15 protein-coding genes and 1 pseudogene are annotated in these 16,246 nt (G+C 37.9%); 12 read left to right on the forward strand and 4 right to left on the reverse strand.

The window, feature by feature from the left end; genetic code table 11:
* Position 1 precedes the first annotated feature (1 nt).
* The 4 genes from IRZ80_RS06385 to ric form a co-directional block, all read right to left on the reverse strand.
* Positions 2–718 carry an anaerobic ribonucleoside-triphosphate reductase activating protein gene (locus IRZ80_RS06385; RefSeq protein ID WP_317174741.1) on the reverse strand — a complete coding sequence of 239 codons (717 nt, stop codon included), beginning with the start codon at positions 716–718 and terminating at the stop codon, positions 2–4.
* Positions 672–839 (reverse strand): anaerobic ribonucleoside-triphosphate reductase, encoded by a 168-nt coding sequence (gene nrdD, locus IRZ80_RS21225; protein WP_115813472.1) that lies wholly within the window; start codon positions 837–839, stop codon positions 672–674. The genes IRZ80_RS06385 and nrdD overlap by 47 nt, the downstream gene beginning before the upstream one ends.
* Before the next feature lie 267 nt (positions 840–1,106).
* Complete coding sequence (locus IRZ80_RS06395) at positions 1,107–3,212, reverse strand: ribonucleoside triphosphate reductase (RefSeq protein ID WP_194640728.1); 2,106 nt, start codon at positions 3,210–3,212, stop codon at positions 1,107–1,109.
* Between the two features lie 30 nt (positions 3,213–3,242).
* Positions 3,243–3,974 carry an iron-sulfur cluster repair di-iron protein gene (ric, locus tag IRZ80_RS06400; protein ID WP_194640729.1) on the reverse strand — a complete coding sequence of 244 codons (732 nt, stop codon included), beginning with the start codon at positions 3,972–3,974 and terminating at the stop codon, positions 3,243–3,245.
* 431 nt (positions 3,975–4,405) lie between these two features.
* On the opposite strand from ric, the gene IRZ80_RS06405 reads away from it, so the two are divergent.
* The 12 genes and pseudogenes from IRZ80_RS06405 (at position 4,406) to IRZ80_RS06460 (ending at position 16,180) form a co-directional block, all read left to right on the forward strand.
* Positions 4,406–4,840 (forward strand): c-type cytochrome, encoded by a 435-nt coding sequence (locus IRZ80_RS06405; RefSeq protein ID WP_194640730.1) that lies wholly within the window; start codon positions 4,406–4,408, stop codon positions 4,838–4,840.
* 12 nt (positions 4,841–4,852) lie between these two features.
* Entirely contained in the window at positions 4,853–6,187 is a 1,335-nt protein-coding gene (locus IRZ80_RS06410; protein WP_194640731.1) for a cbb3-type cytochrome c oxidase subunit I, read from the forward strand.
* Positions 6,188–6,294: 107 nt separating this feature from the next.
* On the forward strand, positions 6,295–7,086 hold the full coding sequence (locus IRZ80_RS06415; RefSeq protein WP_194640732.1) for a CbbQ/NirQ/NorQ/GpvN family protein: 792 nt from the start codon (positions 6,295–6,297) through the stop codon (positions 7,084–7,086).
* A gap of 65 nt (positions 7,087–7,151) precedes the next feature.
* Positions 7,152–8,927 carry a nitric oxide reductase activation protein NorD gene (locus IRZ80_RS06420; protein ID WP_194640733.1) on the forward strand — a complete coding sequence of 592 codons (1,776 nt, stop codon included), beginning with the start codon at positions 7,152–7,154 and terminating at the stop codon, positions 8,925–8,927.
* A gap of 316 nt (positions 8,928–9,243) precedes the next feature.
* Positions 9,244–10,209, forward strand: coding sequence for a DUF438 domain-containing protein (locus tag IRZ80_RS06425; RefSeq protein ID WP_194640734.1), 966 nt, complete (start codon positions 9,244–9,246; stop codon positions 10,207–10,209).
* A 195-nt stretch (positions 10,210–10,404) separates the two neighbouring features.
* Positions 10,405–10,986, forward strand: a complete 582-nt coding sequence (locus IRZ80_RS06430) for a cytochrome c oxidase subunit 3 (protein ID WP_194640735.1) — start codon at positions 10,405–10,407, stop codon at positions 10,984–10,986.
* A 2-nt stretch (positions 10,987–10,988) separates the two neighbouring features.
* Entirely contained in the window at positions 10,989–11,240 is a 252-nt protein-coding gene (locus IRZ80_RS06435; RefSeq protein WP_194640736.1) for a cytochrome C oxidase subunit IV family protein, read from the forward strand.
* 117 nt (positions 11,241–11,357) lie between these two features.
* A complete protein-coding gene (nirK, locus tag IRZ80_RS06440; RefSeq protein WP_194640737.1) occupies positions 11,358–12,818 on the forward strand; it encodes a copper-containing nitrite reductase in 1,461 nt (486 codons plus the stop codon).
* Positions 12,819–12,892: 74 nt separating this feature from the next.
* Positions 12,893–13,225: pseudogene (locus IRZ80_RS06445) on the forward strand (c-type cytochrome); the annotation flags it as partial.
* 26 nt (positions 13,226–13,251) lie between these two features.
* A complete protein-coding gene (locus IRZ80_RS06450; protein WP_194640739.1) occupies positions 13,252–14,019 on the forward strand; it encodes a formylglycine-generating enzyme family protein in 768 nt (255 codons plus the stop codon).
* Between the two features lie 37 nt (positions 14,020–14,056).
* Positions 14,057–14,698, forward strand: a complete 642-nt coding sequence (locus IRZ80_RS06455) for an SCO family protein (RefSeq protein ID WP_194640740.1) — start codon at positions 14,057–14,059, stop codon at positions 14,696–14,698.
* Between the two features lie 204 nt (positions 14,699–14,902).
* The gene (locus IRZ80_RS06460) at positions 14,903–16,180 is read left to right on the forward strand and encodes an alginate export family protein (protein ID WP_194640741.1); all 1,278 of its coding nucleotides are present in this window, start codon (positions 14,903–14,905) and stop codon (positions 16,178–16,180) included.
* The last annotated feature ends 66 nt before the right edge of the window (positions 16,181–16,246 follow it).

The raw sequence follows: 16,246 nt of genomic DNA on the forward strand, positions 1-16,246 counted from the left end.
ATTAGCCTCTAAAATGCACTTTAATTTTTTCTGTTGAAAGATTTTCGTTTTCCAATTCCCTGAACGAATGCCCTAGTTTTTCAATCGTTGGGGCCTCATTCCTAAAATGCTGAAGATAATAATTTCCTATATAACCGATGTTTTCCAGATAGGAAATCATCTGCTGAATATCATTTTTCTTCAATAAATCAGAATGTACCGTTGTGCGGACTTCAAATGGAACTTCGCTCTCAAGCAATAAATGTAGTGACTTTTCAAACGGAATAAAAAGATCCGACTGTGTTATCTTTTCGAAGTTATCCGGCATGGCCTTAAAATCAAGTGCGACATAATTGACAAGTTTTTTGTTGATAAGTTCTTTGAGTATTTTGGGCTGTGAGCCGTTCGTGTCAATTTTGACCAAGAATCCCATATTCTTGACTTCTTCAATGAAGGAGACGCTTCTTTTGTGCAGTAAACATTCGCCGCCGCTAAAGACGACAGCGTCCAGCAGTTTTTTTCTGTTTTTTAGAAACTGGATTGCATTTTCGAATGAAATAATGCCTTTCCCAAAAACAATTTCGGGATTGTAGCAATATAGACACCGCATATTACAGCCTGCAAACCAAAGAATGCAAGCTGATTTGTGCGGATAGTCTAATAAAGTGAAAGGTGTTAGGCTGTAAATGGGTCTAACAGCACTTTCCTTCTGTAAAATGAGTTCGTTGTCTGTGTTCACCTTTTTTTCCTATGTTAAAACTTTCTACGGGTCTGTGATAGCCCATTACTCGTGTGTACACTAAGCATTTAGTGCGTAGTTCTTGATTTTCTTCTAGAATCTGCTTGGCTGTTATTTTCATATTTATTTGGGTTTAAAAATGGTTTAAAGTTGTTTAAAAGGTTTAAGGGTTTAAAATTGTTTAATGTTGTTTCGCAGTTTATCGCGTAATATTGTCATTTCCGACGAAGGAGGAATCTCCACAAGTGGCTCCGCAATCAAAGGCAATAATCGTTGTCGATTTTGCAACTGAGATTGCTTCGCCAATTCGCTGTCGCTCGTGTCCCCCTACGGCGGAAATGACAAAATCGAGGAATAGCTTACGGTTTTTAAACAACATTAAACAATTTTAAACACTTAAACTTTTTGTTTTTTCCTCAATGATGGCTTCATCACATTTTGGACAATATTCGTGTTCGCCGTTCAGGTAACCGTGCACCGGACATACACTAAAAACAGGCGTTACGGTAATGTACGGTAATCTGAAATTGGTAATCACTTTTTTGACAAACTGCTTGCAGGCTTCGGGTGAGCTTATTTTTTCGCTCATGTACAGGTGTAAAACTGTTCCTCCGGTATATTTACACTGTAGTTGATCCTGTAACATCAAGGCTTCAAACGGATCCTGAGTGAAATCTACTGGAATTTGAGAACTGTTCGTATAATAAATATTGTCCTGCTGTCCTGCCTGAATAATATCGTCATAACGTTTTTTGTCTTCTTTGGCAAAACGATACGTTGTTCCTTCGGCAGGTGTTGCCTCGAGATTGTACAGATTTCCGGTTTCTTCTTGGAATTCTTTCATTCGGTTGCGGATGTGATCAAGGATTTCAGAAGCAAACTCGATGCCTGTTTCAGAGGTTACATTGTCTTCTTCGTCAGTAAAATTTTCAATCATTTCATTCATTCCGTTCACGCCAATGGTCGAAAAGTGGTTTCTGAAATGTTCCAGGTAGCGTTTGGTGTACGGATACAATCCTCGGTCGTACATCTCTTGGATAAATACCCTTTTTTTCTCCAAAGTCGATTTGGCTATATATAAAAGATGATCTAGTTCAGTGTATAATTTACCTTTGTTCCCTTTGTTTAGATAACCCAGACGAGCCATATTGATGGTTACAACACCAATGCTTCCGGTCATTTCGGCACTTCCAAAAAGTCCGTTGCCGCGTTTCAATAATTCACGTAAATCCAGCTGCAGGCGACAGCACATACTGCGGACGGCATTGGGTTTATACGCATTTTCATTTTCAACCTGATTGCCATTTTCATCCAAAACATATTGACTTCCGATGAAATTCTGGAAATAAGAAGAACCAATTTTGGCCGTATTTTCAAAAAGCAGATCAGTGTTTTCTCCGTCCCAGTCAAATGCTTCGGTGATATTCACTGTAGGAATAGGAAAGGTAAAGGGCTGTCCGTTGGCATCGCCTTCGGTCATTACGGTATAATAGGCCTTGTTGATGAGGTTCATTTCTTTCTGGAAATGCTCATAACGCAAGTCGGTTACTTTAGATACTCCTCTTCTTTTTGCTCTGACTAATAAGTCAGAAGTAATGCAGTCTTCAAAGATATGATGGTCATTTTTGGTTGGAATCTGCGTTTTTAAATCATCTGGAACGATCCAGTCCAAAGTGATGTTTGTAAAAGGTGACTGCCCCCAGCGCGCGGGAACATTCAGATTGTAAACAAAACCTCTGACCGCTTTTAAAACATCTTCAAAACCCAAATTATCTTTGAAAACATAAGGAGCCAGATACGTATCAAACGAACTGAAAGCCTGAGCTCCCGCCCATTCGCTCTGCAGAATCCCAAGGAAATTTGCCATTTGCCCCAAAGCCTCCCTAAAATGAGACGGTGGCTTACTCTCTACACGGCCCCTCACGCCGTTAAAACCTTCGTTGAGCAGTACACGCAGACTCCAGCCAGCACAATAGCCGGTTAAACAATCCAAATCATGAATGTGAATGTCACCGTTGCGGTGCGCATAACCTTCTTCCTTTGTATAAACTTTATCTAACCAATAATTAGCAATAATTTTTCCAGCCACATTGTTCACCAGACCCGCATTAGAATAAGAAGTATTGGCGTTGGCATTGATGCGCCAATCGGTTTGTTCAATATATTCTTCGATTGTCTGAGAACTGTCCACATAAGTTGTGTCATCATTTAAGCCTTGTATATGTTCGCGCTGTAACTTCCTCGTGTGACGGAAAAGCATAAAAGAACGCATGACGTCAAAGTATTTCTTTTCGTATAATTTCTTCTCAATCATGTCCTGTATTTCCTCGACGGCCCATACTTCTTCAGCTTCAAGCTGGATGATAATGCTTTCAAAAACACTTTCATCAACAACTGCAGAGACGCTTTTGAAACTTTTTTCAATGGCATCTTTAATTTTATAACTTTCAAATGGCTTGTATTTACCATTTCTCTTTATTACATAGTTCTCCATAGTTGTTGATTTTTTAGTGTTTGACATAGTTTATGATTGTGCCGAAAATTCCTTTTCGAGTTTAGCTGCTTTTGGGAATAAAATATTGTTTTCTAGATGGATGTGTTTGTGCAGATCCTGTTCAAATTCCTGTAACATGGCAAATGTTACTTTATAAGTATTACATGCATCAGATGGCGGTGTATAATCGTTGCTTAATGATGCTATTTTTCTAAAACGTTCTCCTTCAGCATCATGTTCGTGCATCATCATCGCAATTGGATTTTCTACAGTTCCAAAATGTGGCTGTTCAATTAATTCATCTGAAATAGTGGCACGAACCATTTTTTTGACAAAAGGAAACAGAATCAGTTCTTCTTTTTTCATGTGCTGGGCCAATTCTCCTGCGCATCCTTTAAAAAGTTCGTTTATTTCTAATAATTCAGGATGATTGGCTCCGTGTACTCTGCTCAGTTTATCTAAAAATTGAAGCAGCGCTGGTGTTTTTTCGGATACATAACGGTGGTGTGTTTTCTCGATATAATCCGCTAATAAATCGATCGGCCAAGAATTGAAATCAATTCCCGAATCACTTTTTTGAGACAAAACAGCTTCAATTTCTTTCAATAATTCATCAGGATTAACTGATTTTTTCTCGCATGCTTCTTCAATACTTCTGTTGCCGTTACAGCAAAAATCGATGCCGTATTTTGAGAATAAAGCTGCAGTTCTAAAATCTTTTGCTACATATTGACCTATTGTAATTTTTTCTAAAGTTTCCATATTGATTTTTTTTATTTAAAATTTATAGGCACAAAAATAGATACTATTTTAATAAAAGACAAGTTTATCCTTAATTAATTTTATTATTTAAAATTTTTTATAAATACTTGAAGGTTAAAATAATGAGATTGTAGGGGGTCTCTTTTTTTGACTTTGTAATTTTACGACTAATTGAAAATTAGGAACATGATTTTTATCATATTCCGGCTTCAACTTAAGAACATTTTTGTGTTGAAAACTCCTAAAATCTATATTCATAATCAGTTGCGCTGAAATTTTTTTTTAAAGAGCAGTCAAATTATTTTTTTTGAAATAAATGATAAAAATCATAATAAAAGACAAAAATATCTTTTATATTTGCATTTGAATAAAAGACAACTTTATCCTTTATTTAAAAATAACATTTTACTAACTAAAAAAAACAGATTATTATGCTTTCAAAATCACAAGCACGGGCATTTTTTCTGGGAGGAACATTGGTCACCTTTTTAATCTTTATCGGATTGACCATTTATTCGTTTATGCCTAGAAATGATCAGACAAATTACAAGGCGATTGATAAACAGGTCGTGAGAGGAAAAGAAATTTGGGAACACAACAATTGTATGGGCTGTCATACTATTTTAGGAGAAGGAGGCTATTATGCACCGGAATTGACAAAAGTTATCGACCGCAGAGGCGAGGGTTACGTTAAGGCTGTACTGATGTCACCAGTGCCTTGGGCACCAAATGGACGAAAAATGGTGGTCTATAATATGAATGAAAAAGATGCCGATGCCGTTGTGGCTTATTTAAAATGGATCGGGAAAATTGATTTGAACGGATTTGACCACATCGTTTCGCCTTTAGCTAAAGAAAATAATTAAAAGAAAATTACAATGAAATATAAATCACAAAAAGTAGCCTATTGGTTTTTTGCACTCTGTATGCTGTTGTTCTCACTGCAGATTGTCTATGGCTTTATTATGGGCTTTGATAGAATCGGAGTTCAAGGACTGCATGATATTATCCCTTTTAATGTTGCCCGTGCGGTGCATACTAATTTATTGGTAGTTTGGCTGTTAACTGGTTTTATGGGAGCGGCCTACTACATTATCCCTGAAGAAGCACAGTGCGAACTGATAAGCGTAAAATGGGCGTATGTACAACTGATTTCCCTTGCCGTTGTTGGTGTTGTGGCCATCGTTGGTTTCCACTTGAACCACTGGGAAGGAAGAAAATTTCTTGAAATTCCGAGAGAATTGGATTTCTTGGTTGTTGTCAATGTATTGCTGTTCCTTGGACTGATTCTGGGAACGCTTTTCAAAGGAAAACGTAAAACAACAACTGCACTGGTATTGACAATGGGATTGTTATTCGCCGCTTTATTGTATCTGCCTGGAATGATTTGGTTCGACAGTCAGGTGATGGATTCCTTCTTCCGCTGGTGGGTAGTTCACTTGTGGGTTGAAGGTGTTTGGGAACTAATTATGGGAGGTATCCTTTCGTATTTATTAATCAAGTTGACAGGAGTTGACCGAGAAGTTATCGAAAAATGGCTGTATGTAATCGTTGGTTTGACATTCCTTTCAGGAGTGTTGGGGACAGGACACCATTACTATTATATTGGAGTGAATAAAATTTGGTTAATCGTGGGCGGAATTTTCTCTGCATTGGAGCCATTGGCTTTCCTCGGAATGGCTTTGTTTGCTGTAAATATGTACCGCAAAGGTGAAAAAAGCCACCCGAACAAAATAGCTCTTTTCTGGACAATAGGTTCTTCAATCGTGTCATTTATCGGAGCTGGATTACTAGGTTTCGCACATACTTTACCGCAGACAAACCTTTATACTCACGGAACTTTGGTAACGGCCATGCACGGACACTACGCTTTCTGGGGCGCTTATGCGATGATTGTTTTGGCGATAATTAGTTATGCTTTACCCAATTTAACAGGTCGTAAAAGATACCAAAGCGCAACTGGAATGGCCGCTTTCTGGCTGTCAAATGTCGGTATGCTGGGAATGACAGTCGCTTTTGGAGTTGCCGGAGTGGTACAGGTATATTTGGAGCGAAAAATGAAAATGGAATTTATGGTCGTGCAGAACGAAATCAGTATTCACTTCGTAGTATTATTGATCTGTGCAACAATGTTCGCCACCGGAATCTGTATGTTCATCTATGATTTTATAAAATACGGCCGACCAACGGATGAAGCTTTGGAAATAAAATAACTAACCTGCCTTTTTTTCCAACCGGAACGTTCATTCAAAAGTTTTAAACTTCCATTTCCTCAAAACAATTGTTTGACGTTTCGGTTTTTTCAAAAAAATAAAAAAATATGTTAGCAGATACTTTAACAATAACACCGTATTACCACGCTGTAGGTAAAGAAGTGGAAGTTTTTGAACACTCGTACAAAAACAAAATTCCCTTTTTGCTGAAAGGTTCAACAGGAACGGGTAAATCCCGATTTGTGGAATATATGGCACATCAATTGGACAAAAAACTGATTACGATCAGTTGTCACGAGGAAACTTCTTCCACCGATTTGATTGGCCGATTTATTATCAAGGGAGCCGAAACGGTTTGGCTTGACGGTCCTTTGACCACCGCAGTAAAGGAAGGCGCAATAATTTACCTTGATGAGGTTGCCGAAGCCCGACCTGATGTAATTGTGGCAATTCACTCCTTGACCGATCACCGGCGAGTGCTTTTCATAGACAAATTGGGTGAAACCATAAAGGCGCACGATGATTTTATGCTGGTGGCGTCTTTCAATCCTGGTTATCAAAGAGGTTTTAAGGAATTGAAACCTTCCACAAGACAACGTTTCATTGCCGTTTCATTTGATTATCCTGAACCGAAAATCGAAGCCGAAATTTTGGTAAACGAAACGAATATTGATCACGACACATCCAAGAAATTAGTAGCAATAGGCAATAAAATCAGAAATCTAACCGAATTGGGTTTGACCGAAACGGTTTCGACACGACTTCTAGTCGATGCCGCTAAAATCATCCACAGCGGTCTGCCAAAACGATTGGCGGTTCACGTAGCCGTTGTCGAGCCATTGACAGATGATTTACAAACGCTGGAAGCACTGAAGGATCTGTGCAATTTGATGATATGATTGTAGGAACAATTCGCACATAGGGACAACTCGCGAGTTGTCCGTACATGTAATAAAAAATAAAAATGGGTTTCGAGATAGATGAATATTTAGTTGGGAAGTTTTTTAAGCATTTAAAAAGCCGAAAAAAAATAAGCCCCGAAGTAGAAGCCAGAACGGTTTCCCTTGCCAAGATACAGTCACGCCTGACGATAATGGCGCGCGCTTTGACGGGAAATCCAATCGAAATATTTCCTGCCGAAAGAGAAGGAGGTTACAAAAACAATAATTTTTTCCTTCCGGTTTCGTTTGCCGAATTTTCAGCAACAGAGGAGAATCTTGCTTTTTATCACTTCAGGATTTTATATTTAAGCATTCAACAGCGTTTGAATTACAATTGGACTCCCGAAGATGCGGAGCAGAGTCTGCTTCTTTCGCAACAAAAAGCATTGGAAACTTCTGAAGCCATTCTTTCAGTTTTGTTTGAAGAATTTGCTTTCGATAGACAGTTTTTGGTGAAAGCCAAAAAACATTTTATCGAAAAACAGGATGCTAAAAACGAACCTGATTTTTCTTTTCTTTTTGGCAAATGGATGAAAAATGAAGTGGTTGCCGAAACTGAAAATGAACTTCAAAATTTTACGGACAAGATTCAAAAACCGAACGAAATTCAGCCTTTAACGACATTGAAAGCACAGGCTGTTGAGGAGGTAGTTACTGTTGAACTCGACAAAAAACAGCAGGAAGATTATGTAATGCTTCATAATTTTGAAAAAGTAGAAACGGCTGAGGAATTCAACGGAAACTGGCGTGATTTTGACGGATCGGATGAACTTGAAGACCATCAGGATGCTTTGGAGGAACTGAATATGAAATTCACAGTCCGAGTTGACGACACTGCACATTCTGTCTATCAAGCTGATTTTATTGAGAACACCACAATTTCTGAAAGTGCGTCGGTAGACGAAAAAGGTTTTCACCACAGTTACGATGAATGGGATTTTGCCAAAAAAAGTTATAAAACAAATTTTTGTAAAGTATATCCAAAACTACAGTTAAAAAACGACAGCGATTATTACCAAAAAACAATTTCAAAAAACGACTCCACATTGATGGGCTTGCGCAAAATGCTGACGAATGTCAACAACATAATGCAACAACAAAAAAGGCAGACTCAGGGCGATGAATTCGACATCGATGCCATCACCGACTTGTATGTTGATGTACATTCCCGTAGAACGCCATCGGAAAAAATTTATGTTTCGAATAGAAAAAAAGAAAAGGATTTATCGATCTTGATTTTGTTGGATATCAGCCTTTCGAGTGATGGCTATGCTTCTGGAAACCGTGTGATTGATGTAGAGAAAGAAGTCTCGATTTTGTTTGGAGAAATCCTGAACGAGTTCCAAATCGATTTTTCAATTGACAGCTTTTATTCCAAAACCCGAAATTACTCAACCTATCTGACCATCAAGGATTTTGATGAAAATTGGAATGTTGCCAAGCATAAAGTGGGTGCAGTAGAACCTAGTGGTTACACCCGGATTGGGTCGGCCTTGCGCCACGCAGGAGTTCGCCTCCACAAACGAAACACCAAAAATAAATGGGTTATCCTAATCTCTGACGGAAAACCCAATGATTACGATAAATACGAAGGTAAATATGGAATCAATGATGTAAAACAGGCACTTCGGGAACTGAATTCAAAAAACATCAATTCCTACGCATTAGCCATCGAGGCCGAAGCCAAATACTATCTGCCGCAGATGTTCGGGCAAAACCACTACCAGATTTTGACAACTCCCGTCGAGTTGCTGCAGTCGCTAGTGAAATTATACGAGAAGATAAAACACCAAAAATAATGCAAGACCATTTTTTTAAATGAACCATTAAGATATTAAGATTGATTAAGGTTAATGTGAAAATATAGATTGAAATTTAATTTTATTAAAGTCTTAAAGCTTAAAAAAGGAAACATAATCCAGCTTAATTTCCTTAATACCTTAATGGTGAAAAATAAAGAAATAAATGGTTTAAAAATGAATCATTAAGATATTAAGGATCATTAAGATTGTAAACTTAATTTTCTGAATCGTTAAAAAAGAAACACACAATCCAGCTTAATTTCCTTAATACCTTAATGGTAAAAAAAATAAAATGATTCAAAATTTAATCAAGATGACAGATACAACAGATATCCCAGTATTACCCGAAGGACATCCCGTTTGGATTTACTTTCAGGAAAAAGAATTAATAGTGTCTCTTTTGGAAGAGATTCAAGGTGTTGACCCAGCGATTGATTTGCCAAAGTATACCAACATATTCAATCAGCTGCTTACGATTGAGAAACGTTTTGCCCGCAAGGAAAATCAGCTTTTCCCTTTTTTGGAGAAAAAAGGCTGGGTTGGCCCGTCGCAGGGAATGTGGTCTTTTCACGATAATTTGAGAGAGCAAATCCGCTTGATTCAGTACTATGTCAAAATGAATAATCCTGAAAGAATAGCAACTAATACTCCCTTTTTGGTGGACGGAATCTATCGATTGTTAGGTGTGGAGGAAAACGTGCTGTTTCCAAACGCACTAGATATTCTTACCGAAAATGACTGGGTCGAAATGCGCAAAGGCGAAGAGGAAATAGGCTGGATGCTTTCGCACACACCGTCGCCTTTCCCAAAAGTCGAATACATACACCCGAGCGAAGATTTCACCGTAAGGGAAATGCCTTTTTCGTTGGAAAACACTTCCCATTACGACGAGGGTTATATGACGGTCGAGCAGGTGAATCTGCTTTTGAGAACGATGCCATTGGACTTGACTTACGTTGACGAAAACGACAGGGTTATTTTTTACAACCGCGGAGAAGAACGCGTATTCCCAAGAAGTGCAGGAATCATCGGTCGTGAAGTGAAGTTTTGCCATCCGCCAAAAAGTGTGGGAACGGTATTGAAAATCCTCGAAGAATTCCGCAAAGGAACTCAAAATGAATCGTCGTTTTGGATTAACTACAAAGACAGATTGATTTATATCCGCTATTTTGCCGTAAGGGACGCAAATAAAAACTACAAAGGCGTAATCGAAATGTCACAGGATATCACCGACATTAAGAAAATAGAAGGTGAAAAAAGACTGTTGGATTGGGAATGAAAAGATTTCTGATTTTTGATTAACGATTTTTGATTTCTGATTTTGGTGCAGAAGGATTAGTTTTTTTTCGTTATGTACAAAAGAAAAAGCTGAAATAATCGACTTCGTTTTTCAACATCTAAAATCTTTTATCATTCCTCTATCGTTTACCCAAAATCATAAATCTAAAATCGTTAATCTTCAATCTAAAATCAAATGGAAAGTTTGAAAATAAATTACAAAAACATTTACTATCCGCCAGGAGGTATTCTGATGTGGATCATCATTTTTCTGGAACTCATCACTTTCGGGATGGCACTGCTGGCATTTGTCTATTACGGAACTGAAAATGCCACGGTTTTTCACGAGTCGCGTATGGAATTGAATACGGTTTTCGGAACAGTGAACACTATTTTCTTATTAACAAGCGGATTTTTTATGGCCAATGCCGTGCATTTGTTTAAGGAGAATGAAGTTAAAAAATCATCTCTGTATTTTAAATTGGCAATGCTTGGCGGATTTTTATTTTTGGCATTAAAAAGTGTTGAATATTACCATAAAATCGAAAGCGGAATTTCATTGGACACCAATATGTTTTACACTTTTTATTGGCTGTTGACCGGATTTCATGTTATTCATGTGATTATGGGATTGGTCATTTTGGCGTGGACAAATTACGGAATGACGAAGAAAAATTCTGATACCACAGCTGAAGATATCGAAGCTTGCGGTGCTTTTTGGCATATGTGTGATTTGATTTGGCTGCTGTTATTTCCAATCCTTTATTTATTTTTTTAATTATGAGAAAATCATTAATTTTAATCTATATTTTATTGTTAATAATCACTTTTACAGTTGTTTGCGTGGCTGAATGGCTTGGGGTTTCAAATATCGTTGCTCCTTTGATAATGTTTTTTGCGGTCATTAAATTTCTGTTAGTAGCTTTTCAGTTTATGGAATTGAAGAAAGCACATTCGTTTTGGAAAATCAGTTTGACGTTTACTTTGGTTTTGTTCACGGTATTGGTTATTTCGCTAAAACAAAAGTCATAAAAAAAAGTTAAGAAATATGATATTTATCATCCTTTTTATGGAACTCATATTTTAATTTTACCCTATAAAAGACATAATTATCCTTAATTGAAGTACTATTCTAAAACCAAAAATAAAATGAAAAAACCATTAAATTTTAGCAGACCTTTTAGCTTGAAGGCATTGGCATTAATTGCATTTATTTGTATTTTTTCCTGTGCAAAAAAAGAAGAGGAACATGATGCAGCTTATTACGAAAAAATAAAGGTCGAAGGACAAAAAGAGGCCGAACTGACTGCACCGCCATTGGTTCCAAAACCAATTGGTGACCGTCCGGCGATGAAATTGGTTGTCAATATGGAAATCAAGGAAGAGGAAGGCGAAATGGTTGATGGAACCAAATACGTCTATTGGACATTTGGTGGATCTGTTCCTGGAAATTTCATTCGTACCAGAGTAGGCGACGAAGTGGAATTTCACTTAAAAAACCATCCAGACAATAAATTGCCGCACAATATCGATCTGCATGCAGTAACCGGTCAAGGCGGAGGAGCAGCTTCATCAATTGTTGCGCCTGGACATGAAAAAGTATTCAATTTCAAAGTACTGAATCCTGGGTTGTATGTGTACCATTGCGCCACTGCGCCTGTGGGGATGCACATTGCGAACGGTATGTACGGTTTGATTTTGGTGGAGCCAGAAGGCGGATTACCACCAGTTGATAAAGAATACTACGTGATGCAGGGTGATTTCTATACCAAAGGAAGTTACGGAGAACAGGGAGTGCAGCCTTTTGACATGAACAAAGCCTTGAAAGAAGAACCCGATTATGTGGTTTTCAATGGTAAAGTGGGAGCGATTGCCGGTGATAATGCCCTTACGGCAAAAGTAGGTGAAACGGTACGTATCTTTATGGGTAACGGTGGGCCAAACTTGGTTTCTTCATTCCATGTTATCGGAGAGATATTTGACAAAGTACACATCGAAGGCGGTGACTTAATCAATAAAAATGTGCAGACAACGATGATTCCTGCGGGAGGTTCTGCGATTGTGGAGTTCAAAGTTGATGTTCCTGGAACATTTATATTGGTGGATCATTCTATTTTCAGAGCGTTCAATAAAGGAGCCTTGGGAATGCTGAAAGTAACGGGTGAAGAAAATAAAAAAATCTATTCAGGAACTACTCAGGAAGGAATTTATTTGCCTGAAGGCGGAAATGTGCAAAATATGCCGGAAGGTAAAAAAGAAACTAAACCTGCAGTTGCCAAAACATTGCCTGAACAAATTAAATCAGGAAAAGCGATTTTCGGGACAACTTGTTTTGCCTGTCATCAATCCGAAGGACAAGGGGTGCCGCATGCATTTCCTCCATTGGCAAAATCAGATTTCTTGAATGCCGATCCTAAGAGAGCTATCCAAGTTGTTATAAGAGGATTGAGCGGAGAGATTACAGTAAACGGTCAGAAAATAAATAGTGTGATGCCAAGTCAAAATCTTTCAGATGAAGAAATCGCAGATGTTTTAACCTATGTTTACAGCAGCTGGGGTAACAACAAAACGGTTATAACTCCTGCAATGGTAAAAGCGCAAAGAAAATAATAAACACAATTTTAAATATTTTAGAAGTCATGAAAAAATACATTTTAGGAATAGCATTGATTGGATTAAGTCTGAAAGGGTTTAGTCAGGATGTAAACAAGGGTAAAGGTGTTTATACCAAAACTTGTATTGCCTGCCATCAGGCTACAGGAGCTGGAGTTCCTGGTGCTTTTCCTCCATTAGCTAAATCGGATTATCTGAATGCCGATGTAAACCGAGCCATTAAACAGGTAATCAAAGGGTCAACTGCACCAATAACCGTAAATGGAAAAAAATACACAACGGCTATGCCTCCGCAGGCTTTAAGCGACCAACAAATCGCTGATGTACTTACTTATGTTTACTCAAGCTGGGGCAATAGCAAAAAAGTGGTTACCACAGCCATGGTGAAAGCTCAAAGAAAATAATTAATTTTAAAGCAAAAAGAGTTCCTATGTCTCCACTTAAAAAAATAATGATCTTCTTTTTATTGCTGATAAACAGTATTCTTTTTGCTCAAGAATCAAAAATGGCATTCATAGATAGGGGGACTTTTGTCCCCCTTTATGGTGCCACCACTAAAAAACCGGTTAAAGTGGAGTCTTTTAAATTAGATGTTTATCCGGTTACCAATGCACAATATCTTGCCTTTGTAAAAAAATATCCGGACTACAGCCGTTCGAAAATGAAAGGATTATATGCCGATAAAAGTTATTTGAATCAATGGGAAAGCGATTTCAGTATCGGAAAAAATAATTTGGCCGATGCTCCCATAACCAATGTATCTTGGTTTGCTGCCAAGAAATATTGTGAGTGCCAAGGGAAAAGACTGCCTACGATGGACGAATGGGAATATGTGGCTATGGCCGATGAAAAACGCTCCGATGCCCGTACCAAAGAGGAGTTCAATCGATATATTCTGTCTTGGTACGAAAAGCCAAAGACCTATTCGAATCCGATAGGGAAAACCTTCAAAAATTATTGGGGTGTTTATGATATGCACGGATTGGTTTGGGAATGGACTTCGGATTTCAACAGCATTTTTCTTTCGGGTGAATCCAGAAAGGACAAAGACACTGATAAGAATCTCTTTTGCGGAAGCGGATCTGTAAACGCCACAGATCTGATGAATTACGCCGCTTTTATGCGCTACGCTTTCAGGGCAAGCCTTAAAGCAAATTATACTACAAAAAACTTAGGTTTTAGATGTGCCAAAGATTAATTGGCACTTTCTGAAATCAGCCAAAACCAATCCAAAAATGAAACTTAATTTAACTCCAAACCGTAAAGGGATTTTTAAAACAGAATGGTATTTTTTACTTGTTTTACCTATTTTTGTGCTGTTTTTAGCTTTTCAAGGCTGTAACAAAAAAGAGATTGCTGCCAAAGAGAAACCTATTTCTGATTTGTCGATTTACAATCTGCCATCTAAGTGGACCACACAAAACGGGCAGAATATTGAAATGAAGGATTTAAGGGGGAAAGTACTCGTAATGGTCATGATTTACACTTCCTGCAAAGCGGCCTGTCCGCGTCTGGTGGCAGATATGCGTAATATCGAATCGCGTCTGCCGAACGATATCAAGGAAAATGTAAAACTAGTATTAGTTAGTATTGACCCGGAAGTAGATACTCCAAAACGGCTGAAAGACTTTTCGATTGAAAATAAAATGGAAGGTGACCAATGGCTTTTTTTGCGTTCGACAGAAGAAAACACCAGAGAGTTTGCAGCGGTTTTGGCTGTTAATTATAAAAAAATATCTCCAATGGATTTTTCTCATTCCAATATCATAAGCGTTTTTAATACCGAAGGCGAATTGGTTTATCAGCAGGAAGGATTAGGTGTGAACTCGGATGCAACAGTTAAAAAAATTACCGAAGAATCTGCTAAAGTACAGTAAGCGTAACTATTCGGCTGGATAAAAGTTTGATACGAATGTCGCCGATTAGTACAAATTCAAGATGAAAATGAGGAGAATTTCACAAATACAGCCTCAATTCAATTTGTGCAAATTTGCGAGATTAGTGTTTCGTTTTATTTCGATTTTATGTTTTATTAATGTTTAGCTGAATAATTACAAGTAAACTAATTTAAAATTTCACTAATGAAAATGTTCAAAAAAATGGTACTGGCAGCTGTATTAATTGCCAGCGGGAATATTTTTGCCCAAGAGTTTGATGCCAACTTACAGATTAAGCCCCGTTACGAATTTAGGAACGGCTATAAAGCTCCGATTCCTTATGGAGAAACGCCGGCGCAGTTTATAAATTCAAGAGCGCGTCTGAATCTGAATTTTAAACAGGATCAATTTGTTACCAAATTTACTATGCAGAATGTCCGTGTCTGGGGAGATGCTGCTCCAAATACCAAATCGGATGTGAATGGTATTCAGGTTTTTGAAGCGTGGGCGCAATATAATTTTAATGAAAAATGGAGTACCCGTTTAGGCCGTCAGGTGATTTCGTATGACAATCAGCGTATCCTTGGTGAAGCCGATTGGGCACCGCAGGCACAAAGCCACGATGCTGTATTGGTAACCTATAAAAACAGTAAAAGCCATTTGGATTTAGGTTTTGCTTTAAATGCAAACGGAGAATCTGATATCGCTGTACAATATACTGTTGCCGCTTACAAAGCCATGCAGTATGCCTGGTATCATACCGAATTGGGTAAATTGAATATGAGTTTGTTGTTCTTAAACACTGGTTACGAAAATAAACTGACAGCACCAATTCCAACACCAACCCCAGAATTGAAAGTAGATTATATGCAGACTTTCGGGACCTACATGAACACCAAAGGTAAATCCTGGGACGGAAATCTATGGTTTTATGGCCAGACTGGAAAAAATAGTACTTATAACGTGAGCGCTTTTGATGCTGCGCTTAATTTTAATTATGCTGTAACCGAAAAATTTAAAGCCGGTTTTGGTTATGAATTTTTATCAGGAAAAGGTCAAGACAATACAAGTACCGACATAAAATCATTCAGCCCTCTTTTTGGAACCAACCACGGATTAAATGGTTATATGGATTATTTCTATGTAGGTAATCATAAAAATTCGGTAGGACTGCAGGATGTATTTTTGAAGTTTGGTTATAACGTAAACAAATGGCAGTTTGCTTTACTGCCTCATGTCTTTAGTGCTGCTAATACTGTTTTAGCTGCCAATGGAAATGAAATGGACGACTATCTTGGAACGGAAATTGATTTTACAGCCGGTTATGCAGTTCACAAATTTATAAATGTTACAGGCGGTTATTCTCAGATGTTTGCTAGCGATACAATGCAGCGATTAAAAGGCGGTGATGTGGACCACACCAATAATTGGGGATGGTTATGTATTAATGTAAATCCTCAGATTTTTTCGTTTAAAAAGTAATTATTGATTCTTGTCTTGAAAGGAGTTTCAGCAGGAAACTCCTTATCATTTTATGGATTTTTTTGA

This window comes from Flavobacterium sp. HJJ (genome assembly GCF_015351475.1).
GTDB classification, from domain to species: Bacteria; Bacteroidota; Bacteroidia; order Flavobacteriales; family Flavobacteriaceae; genus Flavobacterium; species Flavobacterium marginilacus.

Excerpts from the sequence above, each read along its gene's own strand:
- nrdD (WP_115813472.1), bottom strand. The coding sequence starts at position 839 with ATGAAAATAACAGCCAAGCAGATTCTAGAAGAAAATCAAGAACTACGC.
- IRZ80_RS06395 (WP_194640728.1), bottom strand. The coding sequence starts at position 3,212 with ATGGAGAACTATGTAATAAAGAGAAATGGTAAATACAAGCCATTTGAA.
- ric (WP_194640729.1), bottom strand. The coding sequence starts at position 3,974 with ATGGAAACTTTAGAAAAAATTACAATAGGTCAATATGTAGCAAAAGAT.
- IRZ80_RS06405 (WP_194640730.1), top strand. The coding sequence starts at position 4,406 with ATGCTTTCAAAATCACAAGCACGGGCATTTTTTCTGGGAGGAACATTG.
- IRZ80_RS06410 (WP_194640731.1), top strand. The coding sequence starts at position 4,853 with ATGAAATATAAATCACAAAAAGTAGCCTATTGGTTTTTTGCACTCTGT.
- IRZ80_RS06415 (WP_194640732.1), top strand. The coding sequence starts at position 6,295 with ATGTTAGCAGATACTTTAACAATAACACCGTATTACCACGCTGTAGGT.
- IRZ80_RS06420 (WP_194640733.1), top strand. The coding sequence starts at position 7,152 with ATGGGTTTCGAGATAGATGAATATTTAGTTGGGAAGTTTTTTAAGCAT.
- IRZ80_RS06425 (WP_194640734.1), top strand. The coding sequence starts at position 9,244 with ATGACAGATACAACAGATATCCCAGTATTACCCGAAGGACATCCCGTT.
- IRZ80_RS06430 (WP_194640735.1), top strand. The coding sequence starts at position 10,405 with ATGGAAAGTTTGAAAATAAATTACAAAAACATTTACTATCCGCCAGGA.
- IRZ80_RS06435 (WP_194640736.1), top strand. The coding sequence starts at position 10,989 with ATGAGAAAATCATTAATTTTAATCTATATTTTATTGTTAATAATCACT.
- nirK (WP_194640737.1), top strand. The coding sequence starts at position 11,358 with ATGAAAAAACCATTAAATTTTAGCAGACCTTTTAGCTTGAAGGCATTG.
- IRZ80_RS06450 (WP_194640739.1), top strand. The coding sequence starts at position 13,252 with ATGTCTCCACTTAAAAAAATAATGATCTTCTTTTTATTGCTGATAAAC.
- IRZ80_RS06455 (WP_194640740.1), top strand. The coding sequence starts at position 14,057 with ATGAAACTTAATTTAACTCCAAACCGTAAAGGGATTTTTAAAACAGAA.
- IRZ80_RS06460 (WP_194640741.1), top strand. The coding sequence starts at position 14,903 with ATGAAAATGTTCAAAAAAATGGTACTGGCAGCTGTATTAATTGCCAGC.